Genomic DNA, 20076 nt, shown 5'->3' with positions numbered 1-20076 from the left:
CATGGTTTCACCTCGGCTGTGGCGAGGCGGAGAACGAGGGCGCTGTGCGGCGGTTCCTGGCGACTGTTAAACAGTTTGTTACCGTGGCGGGCGACACTGCCGGGCGGAGGTGCGCGTGGCGGCGATCAACAACAGCTATCTGCTCGGTCTTTTCGGCGTCGGAATCGGTTCCGGCGGCCTGCCGGCGGCTGCGCCCGCGCCCAAGCCCAAAACCCAGCCGACGGCGCCCTGGTCCCTGGGGAGCAAGGAAAAGCCGACCCAGTCGGACCTGCTGCGCTCGGCCCTGAGCGGCCGCAAGCTGGTCAACGAGGACAACGCCGTCCTTGACGTCAAAGGCGCCTCATCGGGCGACTATCGCAAGATCTTCGCCCTTTATCAGGGCCTGACGATGCTGGAGGCGCTGGCGACGCGGGCAGGCGAGCGCGGGGTCGGGCGGCTCGAATCAGAACAGCTGTCGCGCCGTTTCACCTCGGGCATGGCCGAGGTGAAGGATTTCCTGACGTCGGCCCAGTTCGACGGCGTGCGTGTCGTCCAGGGCGTCTCCGCGACCCAGAGCCAGTCCACCGCGGCCGTCGCGCGAGACAATTCCAAGTATCTGACCGGTCCGATCCACGACGGCGCCCTGACCGATGAGGTCGCCGCCTTCCAGGGCGACGTGCGTTTCGGCGTCACGGTGAAGACGATGGCGGGCAGCCAGACGGTCGACATCGACCTGGCCGAGATGGGGACGACCCCGCGGACGATGGACGCCGTGCTTCAGCACATCAACGGCAAGCTTGAGGCGGCGGGCGTGCAGACGCGCATCCATCGCCAGATGATCGAAGCGGAACCGCGCACGGTGAAGGCGGGCGACAAGACCATCACCTTGCCGGCCGGGCCCACGCGCTGGGGCCTGACGGTCAGCGGAACCTCGGTGGAGACGATCAGCTTCGCGCCCGCCGAGGCTCGCGATTCGATTCAGGTGGTTCAGGGCGTCGGCGGCAAGGGCGGGCACGAGGTCCTTAAGTTCGATCCCGACGGCAATCCGGTCGCGGGTTCGGGCGAGAGCTTCTGGGTCGAAGGGCGCAGCGGCGTTTCCAGCCTGCCCGACGGCGTCGAGACGGTGCGGGCCAGCGCGGCCGGGCCAGACGGTTCGATGTGGATCGTGGCCGATGTCAGCGTCGGCTCCTCGACCCAGCCGATCAAGGGACAGGCGGACGTCGTCCTGATGAAGCTGGATTCGGCCGGCAATGTGGTCGTCAGCCGGGCGCTGGGCGCGGCCTCAAAGGCCAGCGGCTACGCCATCGCCGTGGATGCGGACGGGCGGGTGGCCGTGGCCGGATCCGTCGTCGGCGCCCTGGTTCCGGGGGAGGCCGGCGCCTCGGCCACGACGGCGGACAGCTTCGTCACCGTCTTTGATGCTGACGGCCGCGAGCAGTGGACCCAGAGGCGCGGCGCCCGGGCCGAAGACGAGGCGACGGCCGTCTCCTTCGGCGCAGACGGTCGGGTCTATGTGGCGGGTCGGGCCAGGTCGGCCATGCCCGGCGCCCTGGCGGTGGGCGGCTGGGACGGTTACGTCCAGGCCTTCAGCGAAAGCCAGGTTCACAGTCTGGCGCCGATCACGGCGACGGCGACCGGCGCGGCCCAGTTCGGCACGGCGGGCGATGACAACGTCCAGGCCATGACCGTCGACGGCGACAACCTCTATACGGCGGGGATCGAGAACGGCGCCTTCGTGCTGCGTCACTTCCGCATCGGTCCGACCGGCGCACCCGAGCTGCTGGGCGTTCGCGATCTGGGCTCCGCCTCGGGCGGCGAGATCGCCGGACTGGCGGTGGCTGACGGACGGCTGATCGTCTCCGGCGCGACGCGCAACGGCGCCTTGAATGCGGGGCAGATCGCCAATGCTCACGCCGGGGGGCAGGACGCCTTCGTGGCCACGCTGTCCACGGACCTGGCCGCCTCGGGCGCCGATCGCCTGACCTATTACGGCGGCGAGGGGGACGACACGGCCGCCGACGTCAAGGTGCATGAGGGCAAGGTCTGGCTGACCGGGATTTCGGATCGCGCCATCGGCGCCAAGACGGAAGACCCTTCGCGCGGCTATCTGGCGCGGCTGGATGTCGAGACCGGCCAGGTGGAGTGGACCCAGACCTGGACGGCGGCTGAAGGTCAGGCCAGGCCTCTGGCCCTGACGGTGTCGTCAGGCGGCGCCAGCGTGCTGGACCGGCTCGGCCTGCCGCAGGGCGAGATCGATCAGAGTCAGTCCAAGGCCCTGGTCGACGCCACGGCGGTTCGGGCCGGCGACCGTTTCTATGTGCATAATCCCGCGACGGGCCGGCAGACGGCCGTGACCATCGAGGCCAAGGACACGCTTCAGTCCCTGGCGCGCAAGATCGAGATGGCCTCGGGTCGTCACCTCAAGGTCACCATCAAGACGGATCGCGACTATCTGACCGGCATGGACGGCGACACCCGCGTGACCAGCGGCGGCGTTCAGCGTCTGTCGATCACCAGTGCCGACGGACGCGCCGGAGCCGTGCTGACTCCGGGCGAAGCGGGACGCGACGCCCTGGCGGGCCTCGGCCTGACGCCGGGCTTCATCGGCAAGACGGCCGACGACAAGATGAAGACTTTCGGCGTGGATCTGTCGCCCTTGCTCAATCTGTCGGACGCCGATTCCATCGCCAAGGCGAAGGATCAGGTGCAACTGGCGATCAAGGCCATGCGCGACGCCTATCGCGCCCTGTCGCCCGAGGCGTCGAAACCGGCGATCAAGGGCCAGGCGCCCGCCTATCTCCAGGCTCAACTGGCCAACTACCAGGCTGCGCTGGCGCGACTCACAGGCTAAGCCGGGGTGAAGGGCGCTTTCGGTTGACGGCCGTGGGGCGGACGGGGTTAGTGGGGCCTTCGTTAGCGTTGAGAGCTGCATGGCCCTTTCCAAAGACAATCGCACGGTCCTGATCGTCGGCGCCGGCCTGGCCGTGGTCGGCGCGGTGGCGGCCGCCCTGGTCTTCAGCGGCGGGCGTGGCGGACCTGTCGAGGCGCCGCCGGCCTCCAAGGGCGGCCTGACCATCGACGTGGCCGAGGCGCCCACGCTGGAGCCGACGCGCGAACTGCGTTGCTTCGTCGATGGACAGTTCGTCGGCCTGGCCACCCTGGCCGACTGTGCGCGAAAGAACGGCGTGGCCACCAGCGCCCTGGACGTCGGCCTGGATTCGACCGGCTCGCTGGTCGCGGCGCCGACGGCGTCCTTCGCGCCTCCGCCTGAGGTTCCGGCCGTGACCCTGGCGGAAACGCCTTCGGCCGGCCAGGGCGGCGACGCCGGCGCCGCGCGCCCGGCGACCGGCGGCTCGAGCACGGCCTGCCTGCGCCACACCGGCTCCGAATGGCGTCAGGTGTCGGGCGACATGAGCCTGGCCGCCTGCGTCCAGGCTCTCTACTCGGGCACCTGCGTGCGCCCTGGAGAGGCGAACTACGGTCGCTGGGGCGACACCACCCTGCGGCTGGTGCCGCGTCGCGTGGAGCAGTCCACCGACAACAACCGCTTCCGCACCCTGGCCCAGCAGGACCGCAACTGCCAGTTCCCGGAGCTGTGACGAGGATGCGTTTTTCCCTCATCGGACTGGCCGTCGTGCTGGGATCGGCCGCCCTGGCGGCCTGCAGCGCCCCTCAGCTTCAGGCCCCCTCGGACAAGGGCGTCTGCTATCACGTCGGCGAACCGGCCGGCGGCGCGCCTCGCTTCAACGTGGTGGCGCGCGACCAGCCGCAGATCGAGTTCTGCGCCGCGCGGCTGGAAGAGATGCGCCTGAAATTCCTGAGCATGGGCGGCAGCAACAATGAGATGGTCGGCGCCTATCAGGGGCAGTTCATCTTCATCGACCGCACCGGCGTCAAATTCAGCAAGAGCCTGGACGGTCCGCGGTTCTTCGCCCTGGCGCGGACCGGCGACGGCCGTCTGGCCATTCCCGGCGCCATCCAGCGTCAGATGGACGGCCGCCCGATCGCCGTGGCCCCGAACTAATCCACCCCGCGTGGGGTGAACGAAACTAGAACATCTCGTCCGTTTCGGCTAAGGAGCGGACGACAAGACGAATAAAGGACATCGGTCATGGCGGGCAGCGTCAACAAGGTCATTCTGGTCGGCAACCTGGGTCGCGACCCGGAAATCCGCTCTCTGAACAACGGCGACCGCGTCGCCAACCTGCGCATCGCCACCTCGGAGACCTGGCGCGACAAGGCGACCGGTGAGCGCAAGGAGAAGACCGAGTGGCACTCGGTGGTCATCTTCAACGACAACATCGTCAAGGTGGCCGAGAACTATCTGAAGAAGGGCTCGACCGTATACGTCGAAGGCTCGCTGCAGACCCGCAAATGGACCGATCAGCAGGGCGTCGAGAAGTACACGACCGAGATCGTCATCCAGCGCTTCAACGGCCAGCTGACCATGCTGGGCGGCCGCGGCGACAGCCAGGGCGGCGGTGATCGCGGCGGCTACGGCGGCGGTCGCGACGACGACTATTCCTCGGGCTTCTCCACCGGCGGCGCCAACAAGCCCTCGGGTCCGAAGGAAAGCTACGACCTGAACGACGACATTCCGTTCTAAGGTTCGCTCAATCAGATCATGAAGGCCGCGTCTCCACCTGGAGCGCGGCCTTTTCTTTGGGCGTTCAGCGCGCGAAGCGGCCTTTCTCGGCGGCGTCGGCCAGGGCTTGGCGGACGACGGCGGTCAGTTCGTCCATGGTCTGCACCTGACGCACGCCATAGGCGCGGGCGGTGATGTCGACGTTGCCCTTGCGCCAGAAGCCTTCGGGGGCCAGCACGATCAGCTTTCCGCCGCGCGCGTGCAGGCCCATTTCCAGCAGGCTGATCGGGCTTTGCGTGCCCGGCGCGAAATACATGACGATGACGTCGGCGCTTTCCAGCGCGGCCAACTCCCACTCGACCTGGCGACGGAACTCGGGCTCGTCCGCCTCGGGCCGCCAGGCGGGGTTCCAGTCGGGACGGCGCGGGTTCAGGACCGTGACGTCCATGTCCGACAGCGCGCGCATCAGCGCCGCCTGCCAGTCGGGCGCGCCGCCCATGTCGATGCTGCCGCCCAGAAAGACGCGGGGCCGGGCGTCGTCGATGGGCAGGGGCTGGGGCGAGATCACGACCGTTGGTTGGGCCGTCGCGGGCGCGGCGGCGATGCCGGCGGTCAGGACGGCCAGGGAGGACAGTAGGGCGGACAACAGGGCAGGGCTCTTCATCGTGCTTCTATAGCGGGTTCGCGCGGGCGAGGCAGGGGCGACGGCCAAGGGGGATGGCAGGGTAACCTGTGGTCATGCTTCGTGAGAGGCAAAAGGTCGCGCCCTGTGGCAAGCATGGAGGCGTGTCCAGTTCATCCTCATCCCCGCACGCGCTGACGCCGCTCGAGATCGCCGCCATCGTGGCCGTTCTGGTCATCTGGGGCGTGAACAACGCCGCCGCCAAGGTCGCCACCGAGGTGCTGCCGCCGCTGATGACGGGCGCCTTGCGCTTCGCCATCGCCGCCGCCTGCCTGGTCTGGTTCGTGCGGCCGCCGTTTCCGAACTGGAAAAGCCTGCTGATCATCGCCGTGGTGGGCGGACCGATCCACTATGGCCTGATCTACCTGGCCTTCTGGCTGGCCAATGACGTCAGCCCGGTGACGGTTTCGACCCAACTGTGGATTCCGCTGACGTCGCTGTTCGCCTTCCTGCTGCTGGGCGAGAAGATTTCGAGGATGGCGACGATCGGCCTGGTGATCGCCTTCCTCGGCGTGGCGTGGATGACGCTGGATCCTCATGCGCTGCAGGACTGGAAGGCGATTCTGGTGGGGGCGCTGGGCGCTTCGGCCTGGGCGCTGACGACGGTGATCGCGCGGCGCACCACCTCCATTCCGCCGCTGAAGATGCAGGGGCTGCTGGCGCTGATGGCCTTTCCGGCGCTGACGCTGGGCTCTGCCCTGTTCGAGAGCGGCCAGTGGGAGGCCGCCAGGGCGGCGACGCCGCTGGTGTGGGGCACGCTGCTGTGGGCCGGGTTGATCTCGTCGGTGTTCGCCACCAGCCTGGTCTTCTGGCTGGTGCAGCGGCGCGAGGCCGGGCGGGTGACGCCCTATCTGCTGGGCTCGCCGCTGGTGTCCATCCTGATCGGCTGGCTGTTCATGGGCGACGTGCTGACGTCGCAGATCCTGACCGGCGTGGCGATCGCCCTTCTGGGCGTGGTGACGGTGGCCTTGGGGGAGCGCGGCCTGCGCGCCGGCGCTCCCGCCAAGGTTTGAGGTTGCTTACTGCGCCTTGATGACGGCGCAGGCCACGCGGTCGCCCGCGCCGCCGATCGGCTGGCTGGAGTGGTCGTCGGCGTTGGCGTGGATCACGAGGGCCGAGCCGTCGTCGTCCAGCAGCCATTGGCCCGGACCCTTGTCCGCCAGGCGGGCGTGGGTGGTGAAGACTTCTGCGTTCACCGCGCCCTTCGCGTCAGCAAAGACGTTAGGCAGGTCGCCGTCGTCCGGACCCTCTGCGTTCAGCAGGCCGTGCGGCTTCTGGGGATCGCCGTGATTGATGTGGGCGCCGGCCGAGGTGAAGGGCGCTTCGCACTGGCCCGTGGCGTGGATGTGGATGCCGTGCCAGCCGGGCGTCAGGCCTGTGGCTTCGACCTTGATCAGCAGGCCGGTGGCCCCTTGCGTCAGGGTGGCCTTGCCGGCTTCCGCGCCCTGGGCGTTGAGGATGGAGACCTGGGCCGTCTGGCCCGGCGCAGCACGCTCGGCGGCCTCGGCCGGGGCTGCGGGCGCGGCCTCCGAAGCCGGCGGCGTCGCCGGGTTCTGGCTGCAGGCGGCCCCGGCGACGAGCACCATGGCGAGGGCGCTGGGGACGATCAGTTTCGAAGTGGCTAAACGCATGGCTTTCCAGTCCTTTTCGACATGGGGATTTCAGCGGCGTTTCTTTGCCACCACGGCCCCCGGGTGATAGAAACCGGAACAGCGGATCACGTTCCGATTCCGGCCATTTAAAGCCTGATTTCATTGACCGACGACAGCTATCATAACGCCGCCCCCTCGGCGCCGGGCGATATTTCGACCATCACCATCGAGGATGAGCTGAAACGCTCCTACCTCGACTACGCCATGAGCGTGATCGTCAGCCGCGCCCTGCCGGACGCGCGCGACGGCCTGAAGCCGGTGCATCGTCGCATCCTGTATTCGATGCACGACCTGAACATGACGCCGGAGCGCGCCTATTCGAAGTGCGCCCGCGTGGTCGGCGACGTGCTGGGCCGGTTCCACCCGCACGGCGACGCCTCGGTCTACATGGCCCTGGTCCGCATGGCTCAGGACTTCTCCATGGGTCTGATGCTGGTCGACGGCCAGGGCAATTTCGGCTCGGTCGACGGCGATATGCCCGCCTCGATGCGTTACACCGAGGCCAAGATGGCCCCGGCCGCCGTGGCCCTGTTGACCGATATCGAGAAGGACACGGTCGACTTCCAGCCGAACTACGACGAGAAGGAGCTGGAGCCCGTCGTCCTGCCGGCGCGGATTCCGAACCTTCTGGTCAACGGCGCGGGCGGCATCGCCGTCGGCATGGCGACCAATATCCCGCCGCACAACCTGCGTGAAGTGATCGACGCCTCGGTCGCCCTGCTGGACGATCCGAACGTGTCGGACGACGCCCTGCTGGACATCGTGCCGGGGCCGGACTTCCCCACCGGCGGCGAGATCATGGGCCGCACGGCCCCGCGCAATGCGCTGCGCGACGGGCGCGGCTCGGTCATCGTGCGCGGCAAGGCCTCGGTCGAGGAGATCCGCAAGGATCGCGACGCCATCATCATCACCGAACTGCCCTATCAGGTGAACAAGCAGACCCTGATCGAGCGCATCGCTGAAATGGTGCGTGAGAAGCGTCTGGAAGGCATCGCCGACGTCCGCGACGAGTCCGACCGCCTGGGCATGCGCATCGTCATCGAGCTGAAGCGCGACGCCTCGGGCGATGTGATCCTGAACCAGCTGTATCGCTATACGGCGCTGCAATCCTCATTCGGCGTCAACATGCTGGCGCTGAACCACGGGCGGCCTGAGCAGATGGGCCTGCGCGCCCTGCTGGAGGCCTTCCTCGACTTCCGTGAGGAGGTGGTGGTCCGCCGGGTCAAGTTCGAGCTGGCCAAGGCCCGCGACCGCGGCCACGTCCTGGTCGGTCTGGCCGTCGCCGTCGCCAACATCGACGAGGTCATCCACATCATCCGCAGCTCGGCCGACCCGGCCGAGGCGCGCGAACGCCTGCAGGCCAAGGCCTGGCCGGTCGGGGACATGATGGCCCTGGTCGAGCTGATCGCCGACCCGCGCACCGTGCTGGTGGAAGGCGACAAGATCCGCCTGACCGACGAACAGGCCCGCGCCATCCTGGCCCTGACGCTGTCGCGTCTGACGGGTCTGGGCCGCGACGACATCTTCGGCGAGGCGCGCAGCCTGGCCGACACCATCCAGGGCCACCTGACCATCCTGTCGGACCGCGCCAATGTCCTGGCCATCATCCGCGAAGACCTGCTGCTGGTCAGGGAGCAGTTCGGCGTGGACCGCCGCACCCTCATCGGCGAAGGCGACGCCGAGATGGAGGACGAAGACCTGATCCCGCGCGAGGACATGGTCGTGACCGTCACCCACGGCGGCTACGTCAAGCGCGTGGCGCTGAACGCCTATCGGACCCAGCATCGCGGCGGCAAGGGCCGCAGCGGCATGTCGATGAAGGACGAGGACGCCATCACCGGCGTGTTCAGCGCCTCGACCCACACGCCGGTCCTGTTCTTCGCCACCAACGGCAAGGCCTACAAGCTCAAGACCTGGCGCCTGCCGCTGGGCAATCCGCAGTCGCGCGGCAAGGCCTTCGTCAACCTGTTGCCGATCGAGCCGGGCGACAGCATCATGAACGTGCTGCCCCTGCCCGAGGATGAGGCGACCTGGGGCGACTACGACATTATGTTCGCCACCAAGTCGGGCGACGTGCGCCGCAACAAGCTCAGCGACTTCGCCACGGTGAACCGCGCGGGCAAGATCGCCATGAAGCTGGAAGACGGCGACGGCATGGTCGGCGTCGGCCTGTGCACGGCCGAGGACGACGTGCTGCTGACCACGGCGCTGGGTCGGGCCATCCGCTTCAAGGCCGACGACGTGCGCGTGTTCAAGGGACGCGACTCCACCGGTGTGCGCGGCATCCGCCTGCAGGACGGGGACGAGGTCATCTCCATGGCCATCCTGGGCCGGGTGGATGCGTCGCCGGAGGAGCGGGCCGCCTACGTCAAACACGCCAACGCCATGCGCAAGGCGCTGGCCGGGGCCGACGCAGAAGACGAAGCCGTCACGGTCGATGCGGATGACGAGGACGCCGGTGATGCCGCCTTGTCTGTCGAGCGCATCGCCGAATTGGGCGCGGCCGAGCAGTTCATCCTGACGGTCACGGAAACCGGCTTCGGCAAGCGGTCCTCGGCTTATGAGTACCGACGCACGGGTCGTGGCGGGCAGGGGCTGACGGCCCATGGCCTGGGCGGACGCGCGGGCACGCGTCTGGCCGCCGCCTTCCCGGTCGAGGAGTCGGACGACCTGATGCTGGTCACGGACGGCGGCCAGATGATCCGCACCCCGGTCAGCCAGGTCCGCATCGTCGGCCGCTCCAGCCAGGGCGTGACCATCTTCCGCACCGGCAAGGACGAGAAGGTCGTTTCGGTCGAGCGTCTGGCCGATTCCGGCGGCGACGATGAAGACGGCGACGCAGGCGACGCCCCGGCGGTCGAGGGCGGCGAGAGCTGATCCTGCATGGCCGTCGCTCCTGAACTCTGGATCGACGGCTGTCCCGCCGGCCTTGAGGATCTGGGCCGTCAGGCCCTGTTCAACTACGGCGCCCTGACCTCCTTCCGCGTGGAAGGCGGCGGGGTGCGCGGGCTGGACCTGCATCTGGAGCGTCTGAACCGTTCGGCGATCGAACTGTTCGGCGAGGCTGTGACGGAAGATCGCCTGCGCGATCAGATGCGGGCGGCTCTGGCCGGACGGACCGAGGCCTGGCTGCGCATCAGCCTGTTCTCCAGCGAACTGTCCCTGCGCCAACCGGACTGGATCGGCGCGCCGCAGGCGATGATCAGCGTCTCGGCGCCGCCATCGCCCCTGCCGGACGGGGTGCGCCTGCAAAGCCAGACCTATGCCCGCGAGGCGCCGCATCTGAAGCACGTCGCCACGATGGGCCTGTTGCGCGCGCGGCGCCGGGCGCGGCTGGCGGGTTACGACGACGCCCTGTTCACGGACGACGAGGGCCGGATTTCCGAAGGCTCGCTGTGGAATATCGGCTTCATCGAGGGGGATGCGGTGGTCTGGCCGGATGCGTCCATGCTGGACGGCGTGGCCCAGGCCCTGATCCGCGAGGCGCTGGACCGCGCCGGATCGCCGCAGCGGACCGAGGTCCTGCGCCTGTCGGACCTGTCTCGCTTCGACGCCGCCTTTTTGTGCAACAGCGCCACGCCGGCTGCGGAAATCGCGGCCGTCGACGCCTATGACTTCCCCGGTTCGCCGGACCCAATTCAACGTATCGGCGAGCTTTGGCGATCACAGCCGCGTCAGGAAATCTAGGCCGTTCATTTCGCACCTGCTAAACGGACCCAAACGATGGGGAGGCCGCCGGCCATGCGTATCGGACTTTATCCGGGCACCTTCGACCCGGTCACCAACGGCCATCTCGATATCATCGGGCGGGCGGTCAAGCTGGTGGACCGCCTGGTCATCGGCGTGGCCCAGAACGACGACAAGGGCCCGCTCTTCTCCACCGCCGAGCGGGTCGAGATGATCAAGGCCGAGGTCGCGCGCTTCAACGCGGACATCGAGGTGCGGCCGTTTTCCAGCCTTCTGATGCACTTCGCCGAGGAACTGGACGCCAGCGTCATCGTGCGCGGCCTGCGCGCCGTCGCCGATTTCGAGTATGAGTTCCAGATGACGGCGATGAATCAGCGCCTCAACAGCGACATAGAGACGGTGTTTCTGATGGCCGATCCGCGGCATCAGGCCATCGCCTCGCGACTGGTGAAGGAAATCGCCCGGCTGGACGGCCGGATCGACAGCTTCGTCAGCCCGGCGGTTGCTGCGAGCGTGTTGGCCAAGGTCAAGAAGGGTTGAGGTCGGGTTTGAAGATCAAGTCTGTGATGACGCTGGCGGCGGCGACCGCGCTGCTGGCCGGTGGAGCGATGGCCCAGTCGGGCGCCCAGTCTGGCGACTGGCGCACCGTATCGCCCGAAAATCTGTGGGTGATCGACACGGCCAAGGGGCGCGTGCTGGTGGAGTTGGAGCCGCGCGTGGCGCCGAACCACATCGAGCGCATCCGCACCCTGACCAACCAGGGGTTCTATGACGGGCTGAAATTCCACCGGGTCATCCCGAACTTCATGGCTCAGACCGGCGATCCCCAGGGCACCGGGGCCGGCGGCAGCGAACTGCCGGACCTGAAGGGCGAGTTCACCTTCCGGCGCGGCCGCGACAGCGGCTTCGCCCCGGTCGAGAACAGCGGCGTGGGCCTGCGCGGCGTCATGGGCTCCATCCCCATCGTGACCCAGCCGGACGCCCAGATGTTCGTCACGGCCGACTTCAAGACCTCGGCCCAGGGGCTGTTCTGCCCCGGCGTGGCGGGCATGGCGCGCGCCGGTTCGCCCGACAGCGCCAACAGCCAATTCTTCCTGATGACGGGCCAGAACGACAATCTGAACGGCGGCTACACGGTGTTCGGCCGGGTGGTGCAGGGCCTGGATGTCGTGCGTGCGCTGAAGGCGGGCGACGAGGCCCAGGACGGCGCCGTCGGCCCTGACGCCGACGTCATGACGCGGGCGCGTCTGGCCTCGGCCATGCCGGAGGCCGAGCGTCCGACGATCCGCGTGGCCGTGCCCGGTTCTGCCCCGTTCAACGCCGCCGTCGAGGCGGCGAGGGCCGAGAAGGGCGCATCCTTCAACATCTGCGACGTCCAGCCGCCCGTGCAAGGCGGCTGAGCGTCGCGCGTCGCGCCGGGGAGGGGCGAGGCATGAGGCAGGGATTTCGGATCACCGGCGCGGCCCTGGCGGCTGCGCTTCTGGCAGGCGTGACGCCGGCTTCGGCTCAGGACACGACGCCGTCGCCCAGTGAGGCGGCTCCAGCGATCGCCGCTGACGACTGGCGCACGGCGGCGCCCGACAATCTTCTGGTCATCGACACCAGCAAGGGCCGCATCCTGGTCGAGATGACCCCCGAGGCGGCGCCCGGCCACGTAGCCCGCATACGCCTGTTGGCCAAGGCGGGCTTCTATGACGGCCTGCCCTGGCACCGTGTCATCGACGGCTTCATGGCCCAGACGGGCGATCCGCTCGGCACGGGCGAGGGCCAGAGCTGGCATCCCGATCTGAAGGCCGAGTTCACATTCCGCCGCGACGCGCAGACGCCCTTCGTCGCCGTGGCCGCCCCGACGGGCGCCCTGATCGGCTTCGTCCAGTCCTTGCCGGTCCAGACCCAGCCGGACGCCGTGATGGCGACGACGCCTGACCGCAAGGTTCACGCTTGGGGTCTGTATTGCCCCGGTGTCGCGGGCATGGCGCGCGATGACGCGCCCGACAGCGCCAACAGCCAGTTCTTCCTGATGCGCCATCCCTATCCGGCGCTGGACAAGCGCTACACCGTCTGGGGGCGGGTCGTGTCCGGCCTCGACGTCGTGCGCGCCCTCAAGTTCAGTCCCAATCCGGATGGCATCGTCACCGATCCGGATCGTATGACGCGCGTGCGCGTGGCGGGCGACCTGCCCGAGGGCGAGCGCCCGTCGGTGCGTGTCTTGAGCACGAGCAGCGCGCCGTTCCGCGCCCTGGTCGAAGACACGCGGGCGGCGCGGGGAGCCGACTTCTCGGCGTGCGACATCGAACTGCCGGTCGAGGTGAATTAGCGGGCTTGGGCGTCCCTTCTCCCACAGGGGAGAAGGCTGTTTTATTCGCCGCCGCCGCTCCCTGCGGCGCGCTTGCGTCGGCGCCGCCGGCGCGGCTTCGGCTGACGGTCTTCGCGCATCTTTTGCAACAACAGGCCTTCGCGCAGGCCGCGGTCGGCCACGCGCACCCGTTCGCACGGCCAGGCGCGCTGTACGGCTTCCAGAATCGCCGCGCCGGCCAGAACCAGATCAGCGCGGTCCGGTCCGATGCAGCTTTCCGCCGCGCGTCCGGCGGGACCGAGCGCGATCAGGCGGTCGGCGGCCTTTTCGCAGTCGCCGCGCGTCATCCACAGACCGTCGACCAGATCGCGCTGATACCGCCTCAGACCCAGGTGGATCCCGGCCAGGCTGGTGATGGCGCCCGAGGTGCCGACCATATGGCCGCGCCCGGCGCCGACGCGCGTCAGGAAGTCGGGGCCTTCGGGGCCGCCCGCAGCGATGGCGGCGCCGAAGTCGGCGACCATGGCCTCGTACCATTCGGGCGGGCTGCCCTCCGGCTCGGGGTGGCGTTCGGCCAGGCTGACCACGCCCAGCGGCGCCGACATCCAGGCTGCGGTCTCGAAACCGCGCGGCCCCTTCATCAGCCAGGACAGTTCGGTCGAGCCGCCGCCCACGTCGATCACCAGCACCGCCTCGGCGCGGGGGTCGAACAGGTTGAGGCAGCCCGCCACCGACAGGGCGGCCTCTTCGGCCGGATCGATGATCCTGAGCCGCAGGCCGGTGCCGTGTCGCACACGCTCGACGAAGGCGGGGCCGTTCTCGGCCATGCGGCAGGCCTGGGTGGCGACGGCGGTCAGGCGTTTGGGATCGACCCCCTTGCGCACCAGACGCTCGGCGCACAGGGCCAGGGCGTCATAGGCCCGGTCCATCGCCCGATCGTCCAGACGACCGGTGCGCGACAGGCTCTCGCCCAGGCGCACGATGCGGCTGAAGGAATCCACCACGCGGAAGCCGTCACGCGACGGGCGCGCGATCAGCAGGCGGCAATTATTGGTCCCCAGGTCGAGCGCGCCATAGAGGGGCGCTTCTCGATCGAAAGGCCCGCTGTTGCGGGGCCTTCGAGGCAGGGACCGCGTGTCGCGCCGTCCGGGCGCGCCAGGGGTCTCCGGCATGGGCCGAGTTCTCATGTGGGCGGTCCGAAGCGGCGCCCGTCCGGAACAGGTTAAACCGCACTGGCCTGTTGCGCCAAGCCGTGATGTGCGAGGGCCGTCCTTGAGACTCCTAGCGGCGGCGTGGACTGAGGATGTCGCCCAGCCGATCCGGCGTGCCCGGAATCCGCTCAAGCCGCGGGTAGCGCAGCCCGTCGTGATAGTCGAAGTCGACGGTGCGATAGCGGTCTGCGTTCTTGAGCAGCAGGCGGATCGGCGCGTCGGCTCCCTTGGCGGCCGTGACGGCGTCGCGCAGTTTTTCGGCCGAGGCGGCGACGTCGTTGACGGCGACCAGCTCCCAGCCCGGTCCGATGTCGGCTTCGAAGGCCCGGCCGCCCCAGCGGACGCCCGTCAGCCTGTTCGACGAGGACAGGGTGAAGCCAAGGGAATACTGGAAGTCGTTGGCCCAGCCCGCCTGGATGCGCTTCTCCTCGGCGGTCAGGCTGTCGGTGTAGGTCAGGCGGTAGCCGCCGCGCGCCAGCCCGTCCAGCGGGGCCTTGGCGTCCGGCCCGTTGGCGTCGAGGCGCGTGCGCAGGAAAGTCGCCCAGTCGTGCGGATGGACGGCGTTCAGGCCTGCGACCACGTCCTCGAACACATAGCCGCGCGGGACCCAGGAGCCGTCGTCGCCGCCGAAGAAGCCCCTGGCGAAGTCGTCCAGCGACTTCTTCCCGTCGGTCGCCTCGCGGATCAGGGTGTCGGCGTCCAGCCAGATCAGTAGGGCCTCTCGGTAGTAGTCGCCGGTGCCGCGCATCCACGAGGAATAGGGGGTCGAGGTGCGATAGCCGAGCAGGTTGTGGTTGTTCGTATCCTGCAGCGGACGCCATTCGCGTCCGGGCTGGTTGTCGTAGAAGGCCGCGACCTCGGCGAAGCTGGTCAGGATGTCGGCCTTGGAGGCCAGCCCCGAGCGCGCCGTCAGCACGTCGCCCCAGTATTCCGTCTGGCCCTCATAGACCCACAGAAGGGTGTTCTGGGTCGGTATGTTGTGGTTGGCGGTCAGTTCGTCGGCGGGGCGCTGGCGCTTGCCGTTCCAGGCGTGGGTGAACTCGTGCGGCAGAAGGCCGACGGCGCCCAGGCTCTTGCCCCAGTTGGTGAAGAAATCGGCCGGGACCGAGTTTTCTGACGAGCGGTGATGCTCCAGCCCGATGCCGCCCAGCTTGGCCGTCGCTGCCAGCAGGAAGTCGTAGCGGTCATAGGGGCGAGCGCCGAACAGACGGTCGGTCTGCGTGACCAGGTTTTCGAACCAGCCCAGTTGCTCGGCCGTGGGGGCGAGATCCTTGGCCGTATCGGCGACGATGTTCAGGTGGACGGCGCCTTCGCCGTTCCCCCGGCGCGGGTCGATGGCGATGCGCTGGAAGTGGGCGCCGCCGAACAGGGGGCTGTCGATCAGGGTGTAGAGGTCGGTCGGTGCAAAGGTCGCCAGGCCGTCGACGAAGCTTTCGGTGTCGAGGGCGACGCCGTATTTCCAGCCCTGCGGCAGGCGGATCGACGGGGCGAAGGTGATGCCTGTCGAGCGATAGCCCGCCGGATAGAGCAGGGCCTTCTCCCACTGCAGATTGACCATTTCGGGGGTCATGACGACGCGCCAGGTCGAGTTGTCCGGCTGGGTCAGCCACTGGAAGTCGACGGTGATCTCGCTGACGCCCTGCGGCACGTCGATGTGGAAGGCGTAGGGATCGATGGTGTCGCGCAGCCAGTCGATGCGCTGTCCGCCGCCTTGGACGGTGACGCCGGAGAGCAACTGGATCGGGCCGGTCGCCGCATGATTGCCGGGCAGGAATTTCGGATAGAGCAGGACCAGAGGGCCGGGCGTGACCGGGATGGTCTGGCGCACGCGGACGATCTTCTTCTCGACGTCGGTGGCGTCGACCTCATAGCGGATGACGCCGGGATAGGCCTCGGCCGTCGGCGCGGGGATCGGCGGCAGGGCGCGGGGCAGGGCCAGGGGCGTGTTCTGCGGCGTCGGCGCGGCGGGCGCCTGCGGTCCGGTCCAGTTCTGGGCGAGGGCGGTCGAGGCGGCCGAGGTCAGCAGCAGGGCGAGGGCGGCGGCGGGCAGGCGTCGAGTCAGGGTCATGCAGATGCTGTAGCGGCGTTTCCGCTCAAGCGCGACCGCGGGGAGCGCTGGGTGATGCGAAACGCAGCGCGCCCGCGGCTCACCCGCCACATTTGCCGTCATTCTCGGCTCAAGCCCGAGAATGACGGCGGAGGGGCTCACTGACGAGGCGTGGCGCGTGGGTCTATCGACGACGCGGGCTCAGGATGTCGCCCAGCCGGTCGGGCGTCCCCTCGATCCGCTCCAGGTGCGGATAGCGCAGGCCGTCGTGATAGTCGAAGCGCACCGTCTTGAAGACGTCGCCGTTCTTCAGGATCAGCTCGATCGGCTCCGACGAACCCTTGGCGGCGGTGACCGCCTCCTTCAGCACATCGGCCGAGGCCGCGCGGCCTCCGACGGCGACGACCTCCCAGCCCGAGGTCAGGCCCTGTTCGAACGCCGGGCCGCCCCACAGGACCGAGGTGAGCTTGTTCGACCCGTTCATCATGAAGCCGAGCGAATAGGTGAAGTCGTTGCGGCCCAGCTCCTTGTACAGGGCGCCCATGTAGCCGGACGGTTCCTCCTTGAAGACCAGGCGGTAGCCGCCGCGCTCGATGCCGTCCAGCGGCCCGCGCGAGTTGGGGCCGACGGCGTCCAGCCGCTCGCGCAGGAAGGCGGCCCAGTCGTTGGTCTGCACCCCGTTCAGCGTCGAGGTCACGTCGGTGAAGGTATAAGGGGCCGGGTCCCAGTTCCCGTCCTCGACGCCGAAGAAGGCCTTGGCGAAGTCGTCCAGCGACTTCTTCCCGCCCGTGCGCTCGCGGATCAGGGTGTCGGCGTCCAGCCAGATCAGCGAGCCCTCGCGGTAATAGTCCTCGCTGCGCTGATAGCTGCTCCACGGCTGTGGGCGGCGCTGGCTGATGATGGGGTCGTTGGTGGTGTCCTGCATGGCGCGCCACTGGCGGCCGGGGATGTTCTGGAAGCTGGCGGCGGTCATGGCCAGCACGTCCAGCGCCTGCTGCTTGCTCATCAGCCCCGCGCGGGCGGTCAGGACTAGACCCCAATACTGCGTCTGGCCCTCATAGACCCACATTAGAGAGTTCTGCAGCGGCTCGTTCAGATTGGGCGTCAGCTGATCGGCCGGGCGACGCCATTTGCCGTTCCAGCTGTGGGTGTATTCGTGACCCAGCAGGTCGCGGTCGGCCAGGGTCGCCTCGCGATCGGTGAAATACTTCACATCGACGCTGTTCTCGGACGAGCGGTGGTGTTCCAGCCCGATGCCGCCCAGCTTGTCCGTCACAGCCAGCAGGAAGTCGTAGTGGTTGAAGTGGCGCGAACCGAACAGGCGGTCGGCCTGCTGGACCAGGTTGCGGTGCAGTTGGACGTGCTCGTCCGTCGCCTCCAGCATTTTGGCGTCATCGGCCACGACGTTCAGGCGCACCGGTGAGCGGCCGCCCGGATCCAGGTCGATCTGGCGATAGTGGGCGCCGGCGAAGACGGGACTGTCGGCCAGATGCTCCAGCGTGATCGGGGCGAAGGTCGCCAGGCCGTTCTCGAAGCTGACGGTGTCCAGGGCGGCGCCGTAGTTCCAGCCCTGAGGCAGCTTCAGCGTCGGCTTGAAGGTGATCTGGCGCGAGTAATAGCCCGCCGGATACAGCAGGGTCTTGTCCCACTGGACGTTGACCATTTCCGGGGTGACGGTGACGCGGCCCTGGGCGCCCTCGATGGGCGTCAGCCACTGGAAGACGGCCTGGACCTCGGTGACGCCGGCGGGAACTTCGATCTGATAGGCCCAGGGCTGGACGGTGTTGCGCACCCATTCCAGTCGCTGTCCGTCGGCGGTGAAGGTCAGGCCGCCGACGTTGGCGACCGGGCCGACCGGGCCGTGATGGCCGGGAATCCACTGCGGATAGAAGAGGATCAGCGGGCCGGGGCCGCTGACGGGAATGGTCTGGCGCACCTGGATCAGGCGGCGGTCGATGTCGGTGGCGTCGACGTCCAGCCTGATGACGCCGGGATAGGCCTCGTCCTTGGCTGTCGGGATCGGCGCCAGGGCGACGGGCAGGGCGGGCGTGCCGACCTGCGCCAGAGCCGAACCGGCGCTGAACAGCAAGACGGAGGCGCAGGCGGTGACAAGCAGGCGGGTGGCGGGACGCATCATCAGGGGGACTTTCCGGCAAGGCGGCGAGGACGCCGCAGATCACTGCGCGTCGAGGCTATGGTCAAGCCCGACGTGGGCGGATGAATTCGCCGTCATGTTTGGGTCGTCTGCGCGCAGACGGATTTCGCCGGCTCCGATTGCGTACTAGCGTGACGGCGGCATCACAAGGCGAGGGAGATCACATGGACGGGAAGCGGATTCTGGCGAGCGTCGCCGCTGTGCTGGCGATCTCGGCGCCATCGTCGACAGGCGCGGCCCAGATGGCGCCTGATCGCGCCCGCCACGAACCCGTGATCGAGACCGGCGACGTCGACCGCTTCTATGCGCTTTACGACAGCGCCGCCGGGCGGCCGACCGCAGATCAGCTTCAGGCTTATCTGGATGAGGGCTCCACCGGTCTGACGCACCTGGCGAAGGTGCGCAGGGTGACCGGCGCGAGGATGGCGGACGCCATGGCTGCTCGGCCCGAAATCTATGTCGAGGCGCGGGCCTGCGCCGACCACCTGCCGCGCGTCCGTGCGCGGGTCGCCGAGGGGCTGGCCCGCTTCATCGATCAATATCCCGAGGCGCAGTTTCCGTCGGCGACCTTTGTGATCGGTCGCGGCCGCCCGGTCGCGGTCGGCAGTCCGGTGGATGGAATCCAGGTGGGGTTGGAGGCGCTCTGCGCCACCGACTTCATCAATCCCGATATCGAAGACCGGTTCGTGGGGGTTCTGATCCACGAATATGTTCACACCCAGCAGGCGCCCGAACTGACCGAGAAGGAGCAGTTTACGGTGCTGGAGGTGTCGATGGCGGAGGGCGTCGCGGAGTTCGTCACCGAACTGATGATCGGCGCGCCGGCCTATGCCTATCTCGCGCCGCAGACTCGAGGTCGCGAACTCGAGATCGAGACCGCCTTCGTCGCCGATCAGGACAAGACCGACCTGTCGGCCTGGGTCTATAATTCTACGCCTGAGAAGCCTGGGGACCTCGGCTACTGGGTCGGCTACCGGATCGCCAAGGCCTATTATAGGAACGCGCCGGACAAACGCGAAGCCTTGCGGCAGATCCTGCAGATCACGGACGTCAAGGCGTTCATGGCGGCGAGCGGCTGGCGGCCCGGCATGGACCTGAGTTAGCCCGCCGGATTCACTTCCAGCAGTTCGACCGTGAACCGCAGAGCTGAGTTGGCGGGGATGTCCGTCCCCATCCAGCGCGAACCGTAGGCCAGGTCGGCGGGGATGACGAACTCATAGGTCTCGCCCTCACGCATCAGGGCCACGCCCTCGGTCCAGCCCTTGATGACTCGGTTCAGCGGGAAGGTCGCCGGCTCGTTGCGCGAGTAGGAGCTGTCGAACTCGCGGCCGTCGATGAAGGTGCCGCGATAGTGGACCTTGACCGTGTCGGTCGCAGTGGGTTGCGCGCCCTCGGGGTTGGCCTTGCTGACGAGGCGATATTGCAGGCCGGACTCGGTCGAGGTCCAGCCGCGACGCTGGCTGTTCCACATCAGATAGGCGGCCTGACCGACCTCCCAGTTCTCCTGGGTCGCGGGGCCGACCGCCTCTCGCAGGCCGGGATAGCCGACATCCGGCGTCGAGGCGCAGGCGGCCAGAGACAGGGACAGCGATAGGGCGGCGAGAGCGGGCAGGGCGATGTGCTTCATAAGGCTAGGCTTATCACGCTGATCGAAACTGTCGACTAGGCGTGTGCAGGGCCTTTATTTCGCCGAAGAAGGGCGTATATATGCGCGCTCCGCAGATTCCATGAATCCCGCGCGAAAGCGCCGAGGCCCGGTTTGTCGCCCTCCGACCGGTGCGA

17 protein-coding genes are annotated in these 20076 nt (G+C 68.2%); 11 read left to right on the top strand and 6 right to left on the bottom strand.

Features of this window, described 5'->3' with window-relative positions:
* Positions 1-115 precede the first annotated feature (115 nt).
* The 4 genes from AC52GN_RS09595 (at position 116) to ssb (ending at position 4585) form a co-directional block, all read left to right on the top strand.
* On the top strand, positions 116-2830 hold the full coding sequence (locus AC52GN_RS09595) for an NHL repeat-containing protein (protein ID WP_496526875.1): 2715 nt from the start codon (positions 116-118) through the stop codon (positions 2828-2830).
* Positions 2831-2909: 79 nt separating this feature from the next.
* Entirely contained in the window at positions 2910-3578 is a 669-nt protein-coding gene (locus AC52GN_RS09590; RefSeq protein WP_291776216.1) for a hypothetical protein, read from the top strand.
* Positions 3579-3583: 5 nt separating this feature from the next.
* A complete protein-coding gene (locus AC52GN_RS09585) occupies positions 3584-4003 on the top strand; it encodes a hypothetical protein (RefSeq protein ID WP_291776214.1) in 420 nt (139 codons plus the stop codon).
* Positions 4004-4090: 87 nt separating this feature from the next.
* The gene (ssb, locus tag AC52GN_RS09580; RefSeq protein WP_291776212.1) at positions 4091-4585 is read left to right on the top strand and encodes a single-stranded DNA-binding protein; all 495 of its coding nucleotides are present in this window, start codon (positions 4091-4093) and stop codon (positions 4583-4585) included.
* Positions 4586-4649: 64 nt separating this feature from the next.
* Here the strand turns inward: ssb and AC52GN_RS09575 are convergent, their stop codons facing one another.
* Entirely contained in the window at positions 4650-5228 is a 579-nt protein-coding gene (locus AC52GN_RS09575; protein WP_496526874.1) for a nucleoside 2-deoxyribosyltransferase domain-containing protein, read from the bottom strand.
* Positions 5229-5302: 74 nt separating this feature from the next.
* On the opposite strand from AC52GN_RS09575, the gene AC52GN_RS09570 reads away from it, so the two are divergent.
* Positions 5303-6259, top strand: coding sequence for a DMT family transporter (locus AC52GN_RS09570; RefSeq protein ID WP_496528798.1), 957 nt, complete (start codon positions 5303-5305; stop codon positions 6257-6259).
* 6 nt (positions 6260-6265) lie between these two features.
* On the opposite strand, the gene AC52GN_RS09565 is transcribed toward AC52GN_RS09570, so the two are convergent.
* Positions 6266-6832 (bottom strand): superoxide dismutase family protein, encoded by a 567-nt coding sequence (locus AC52GN_RS09565; protein ID WP_409450046.1) that lies wholly within the window; start codon positions 6830-6832, stop codon positions 6266-6268.
* 168 nt (positions 6833-7000) lie between these two features.
* On the opposite strand from AC52GN_RS09565, the gene gyrA reads away from it, so the two are divergent.
* The 5 genes from gyrA to AC52GN_RS09540 are packed head-to-tail and all read left to right on the top strand — an operon-like array spanning position 7001 to position 12902.
* Entirely contained in the window at positions 7001-9775 is a 2775-nt protein-coding gene (gyrA, locus tag AC52GN_RS09560) for a DNA gyrase subunit A (protein WP_496526873.1), read from the top strand.
* Between the two features lie 6 nt (positions 9776-9781).
* Complete coding sequence (locus tag AC52GN_RS09555) at positions 9782-10585, top strand: aminotransferase class IV (RefSeq protein ID WP_496526872.1); 804 nt, start codon at positions 9782-9784, stop codon at positions 10583-10585.
* Positions 10586-10639: 54 nt separating this feature from the next.
* Positions 10640-11125 carry a pantetheine-phosphate adenylyltransferase gene (gene coaD, locus AC52GN_RS09550; RefSeq protein ID WP_291776195.1) on the top strand — a complete coding sequence of 162 codons (486 nt, stop codon included), beginning with the start codon at positions 10640-10642 and terminating at the stop codon, positions 11123-11125.
* 26 nt (positions 11126-11151) lie between these two features.
* Entirely contained in the window at positions 11152-11985 is an 834-nt protein-coding gene (locus tag AC52GN_RS09545; protein WP_496528797.1) for a peptidylprolyl isomerase, read from the top strand.
* Between the two features lie 32 nt (positions 11986-12017).
* Complete coding sequence (locus tag AC52GN_RS09540) at positions 12018-12902, top strand: peptidylprolyl isomerase (RefSeq protein WP_496526871.1); 885 nt, start codon at positions 12018-12020, stop codon at positions 12900-12902.
* A 41-nt stretch (positions 12903-12943) separates the two neighbouring features.
* On the opposite strand, the gene AC52GN_RS09535 is transcribed toward AC52GN_RS09540, so the two are convergent.
* From AC52GN_RS09535 to AC52GN_RS09525, 3 genes are all read right to left on the bottom strand, one after another.
* Positions 12944-14053, bottom strand: a complete 1110-nt coding sequence (locus tag AC52GN_RS09535; protein WP_346521287.1) for a Ppx/GppA phosphatase family protein — start codon at positions 14051-14053, stop codon at positions 12944-12946.
* Positions 14054-14162: 109 nt separating this feature from the next.
* Positions 14163-16160, bottom strand: coding sequence for a M61 family metallopeptidase (locus AC52GN_RS09530; protein ID WP_496526870.1), 1998 nt, complete (start codon positions 16158-16160; stop codon positions 14163-14165).
* A gap of 163 nt (positions 16161-16323) precedes the next feature.
* A complete protein-coding gene (locus tag AC52GN_RS09525) occupies positions 16324-18273 on the bottom strand; it encodes a M61 family metallopeptidase (protein WP_496528796.1) in 1950 nt (649 codons plus the stop codon).
* A 185-nt stretch (positions 18274-18458) separates the two neighbouring features.
* On the opposite strand from AC52GN_RS09525, the gene AC52GN_RS09520 reads away from it, so the two are divergent.
* Positions 18459-19397, top strand: a complete 939-nt coding sequence (locus AC52GN_RS09520; RefSeq protein WP_453988411.1) for a DUF2268 domain-containing putative Zn-dependent protease — start codon at positions 18459-18461, stop codon at positions 19395-19397.
* Here the strand turns inward: AC52GN_RS09520 and AC52GN_RS09515 are convergent.
* Complete coding sequence (locus tag AC52GN_RS09515; protein WP_496526869.1) at positions 19394-19921, bottom strand: FKBP-type peptidyl-prolyl cis-trans isomerase; 528 nt, start codon at positions 19919-19921, stop codon at positions 19394-19396. The genes AC52GN_RS09520 and AC52GN_RS09515 overlap by 4 nt on opposite strands.
* Positions 19922-20076 lie beyond the last annotated feature (155 nt).

Source organism: Brevundimonas sp. SS2672 (assembly GCF_059579685.1).
This window is presented reverse-complemented; position numbering and strand designations above follow the sequence as displayed.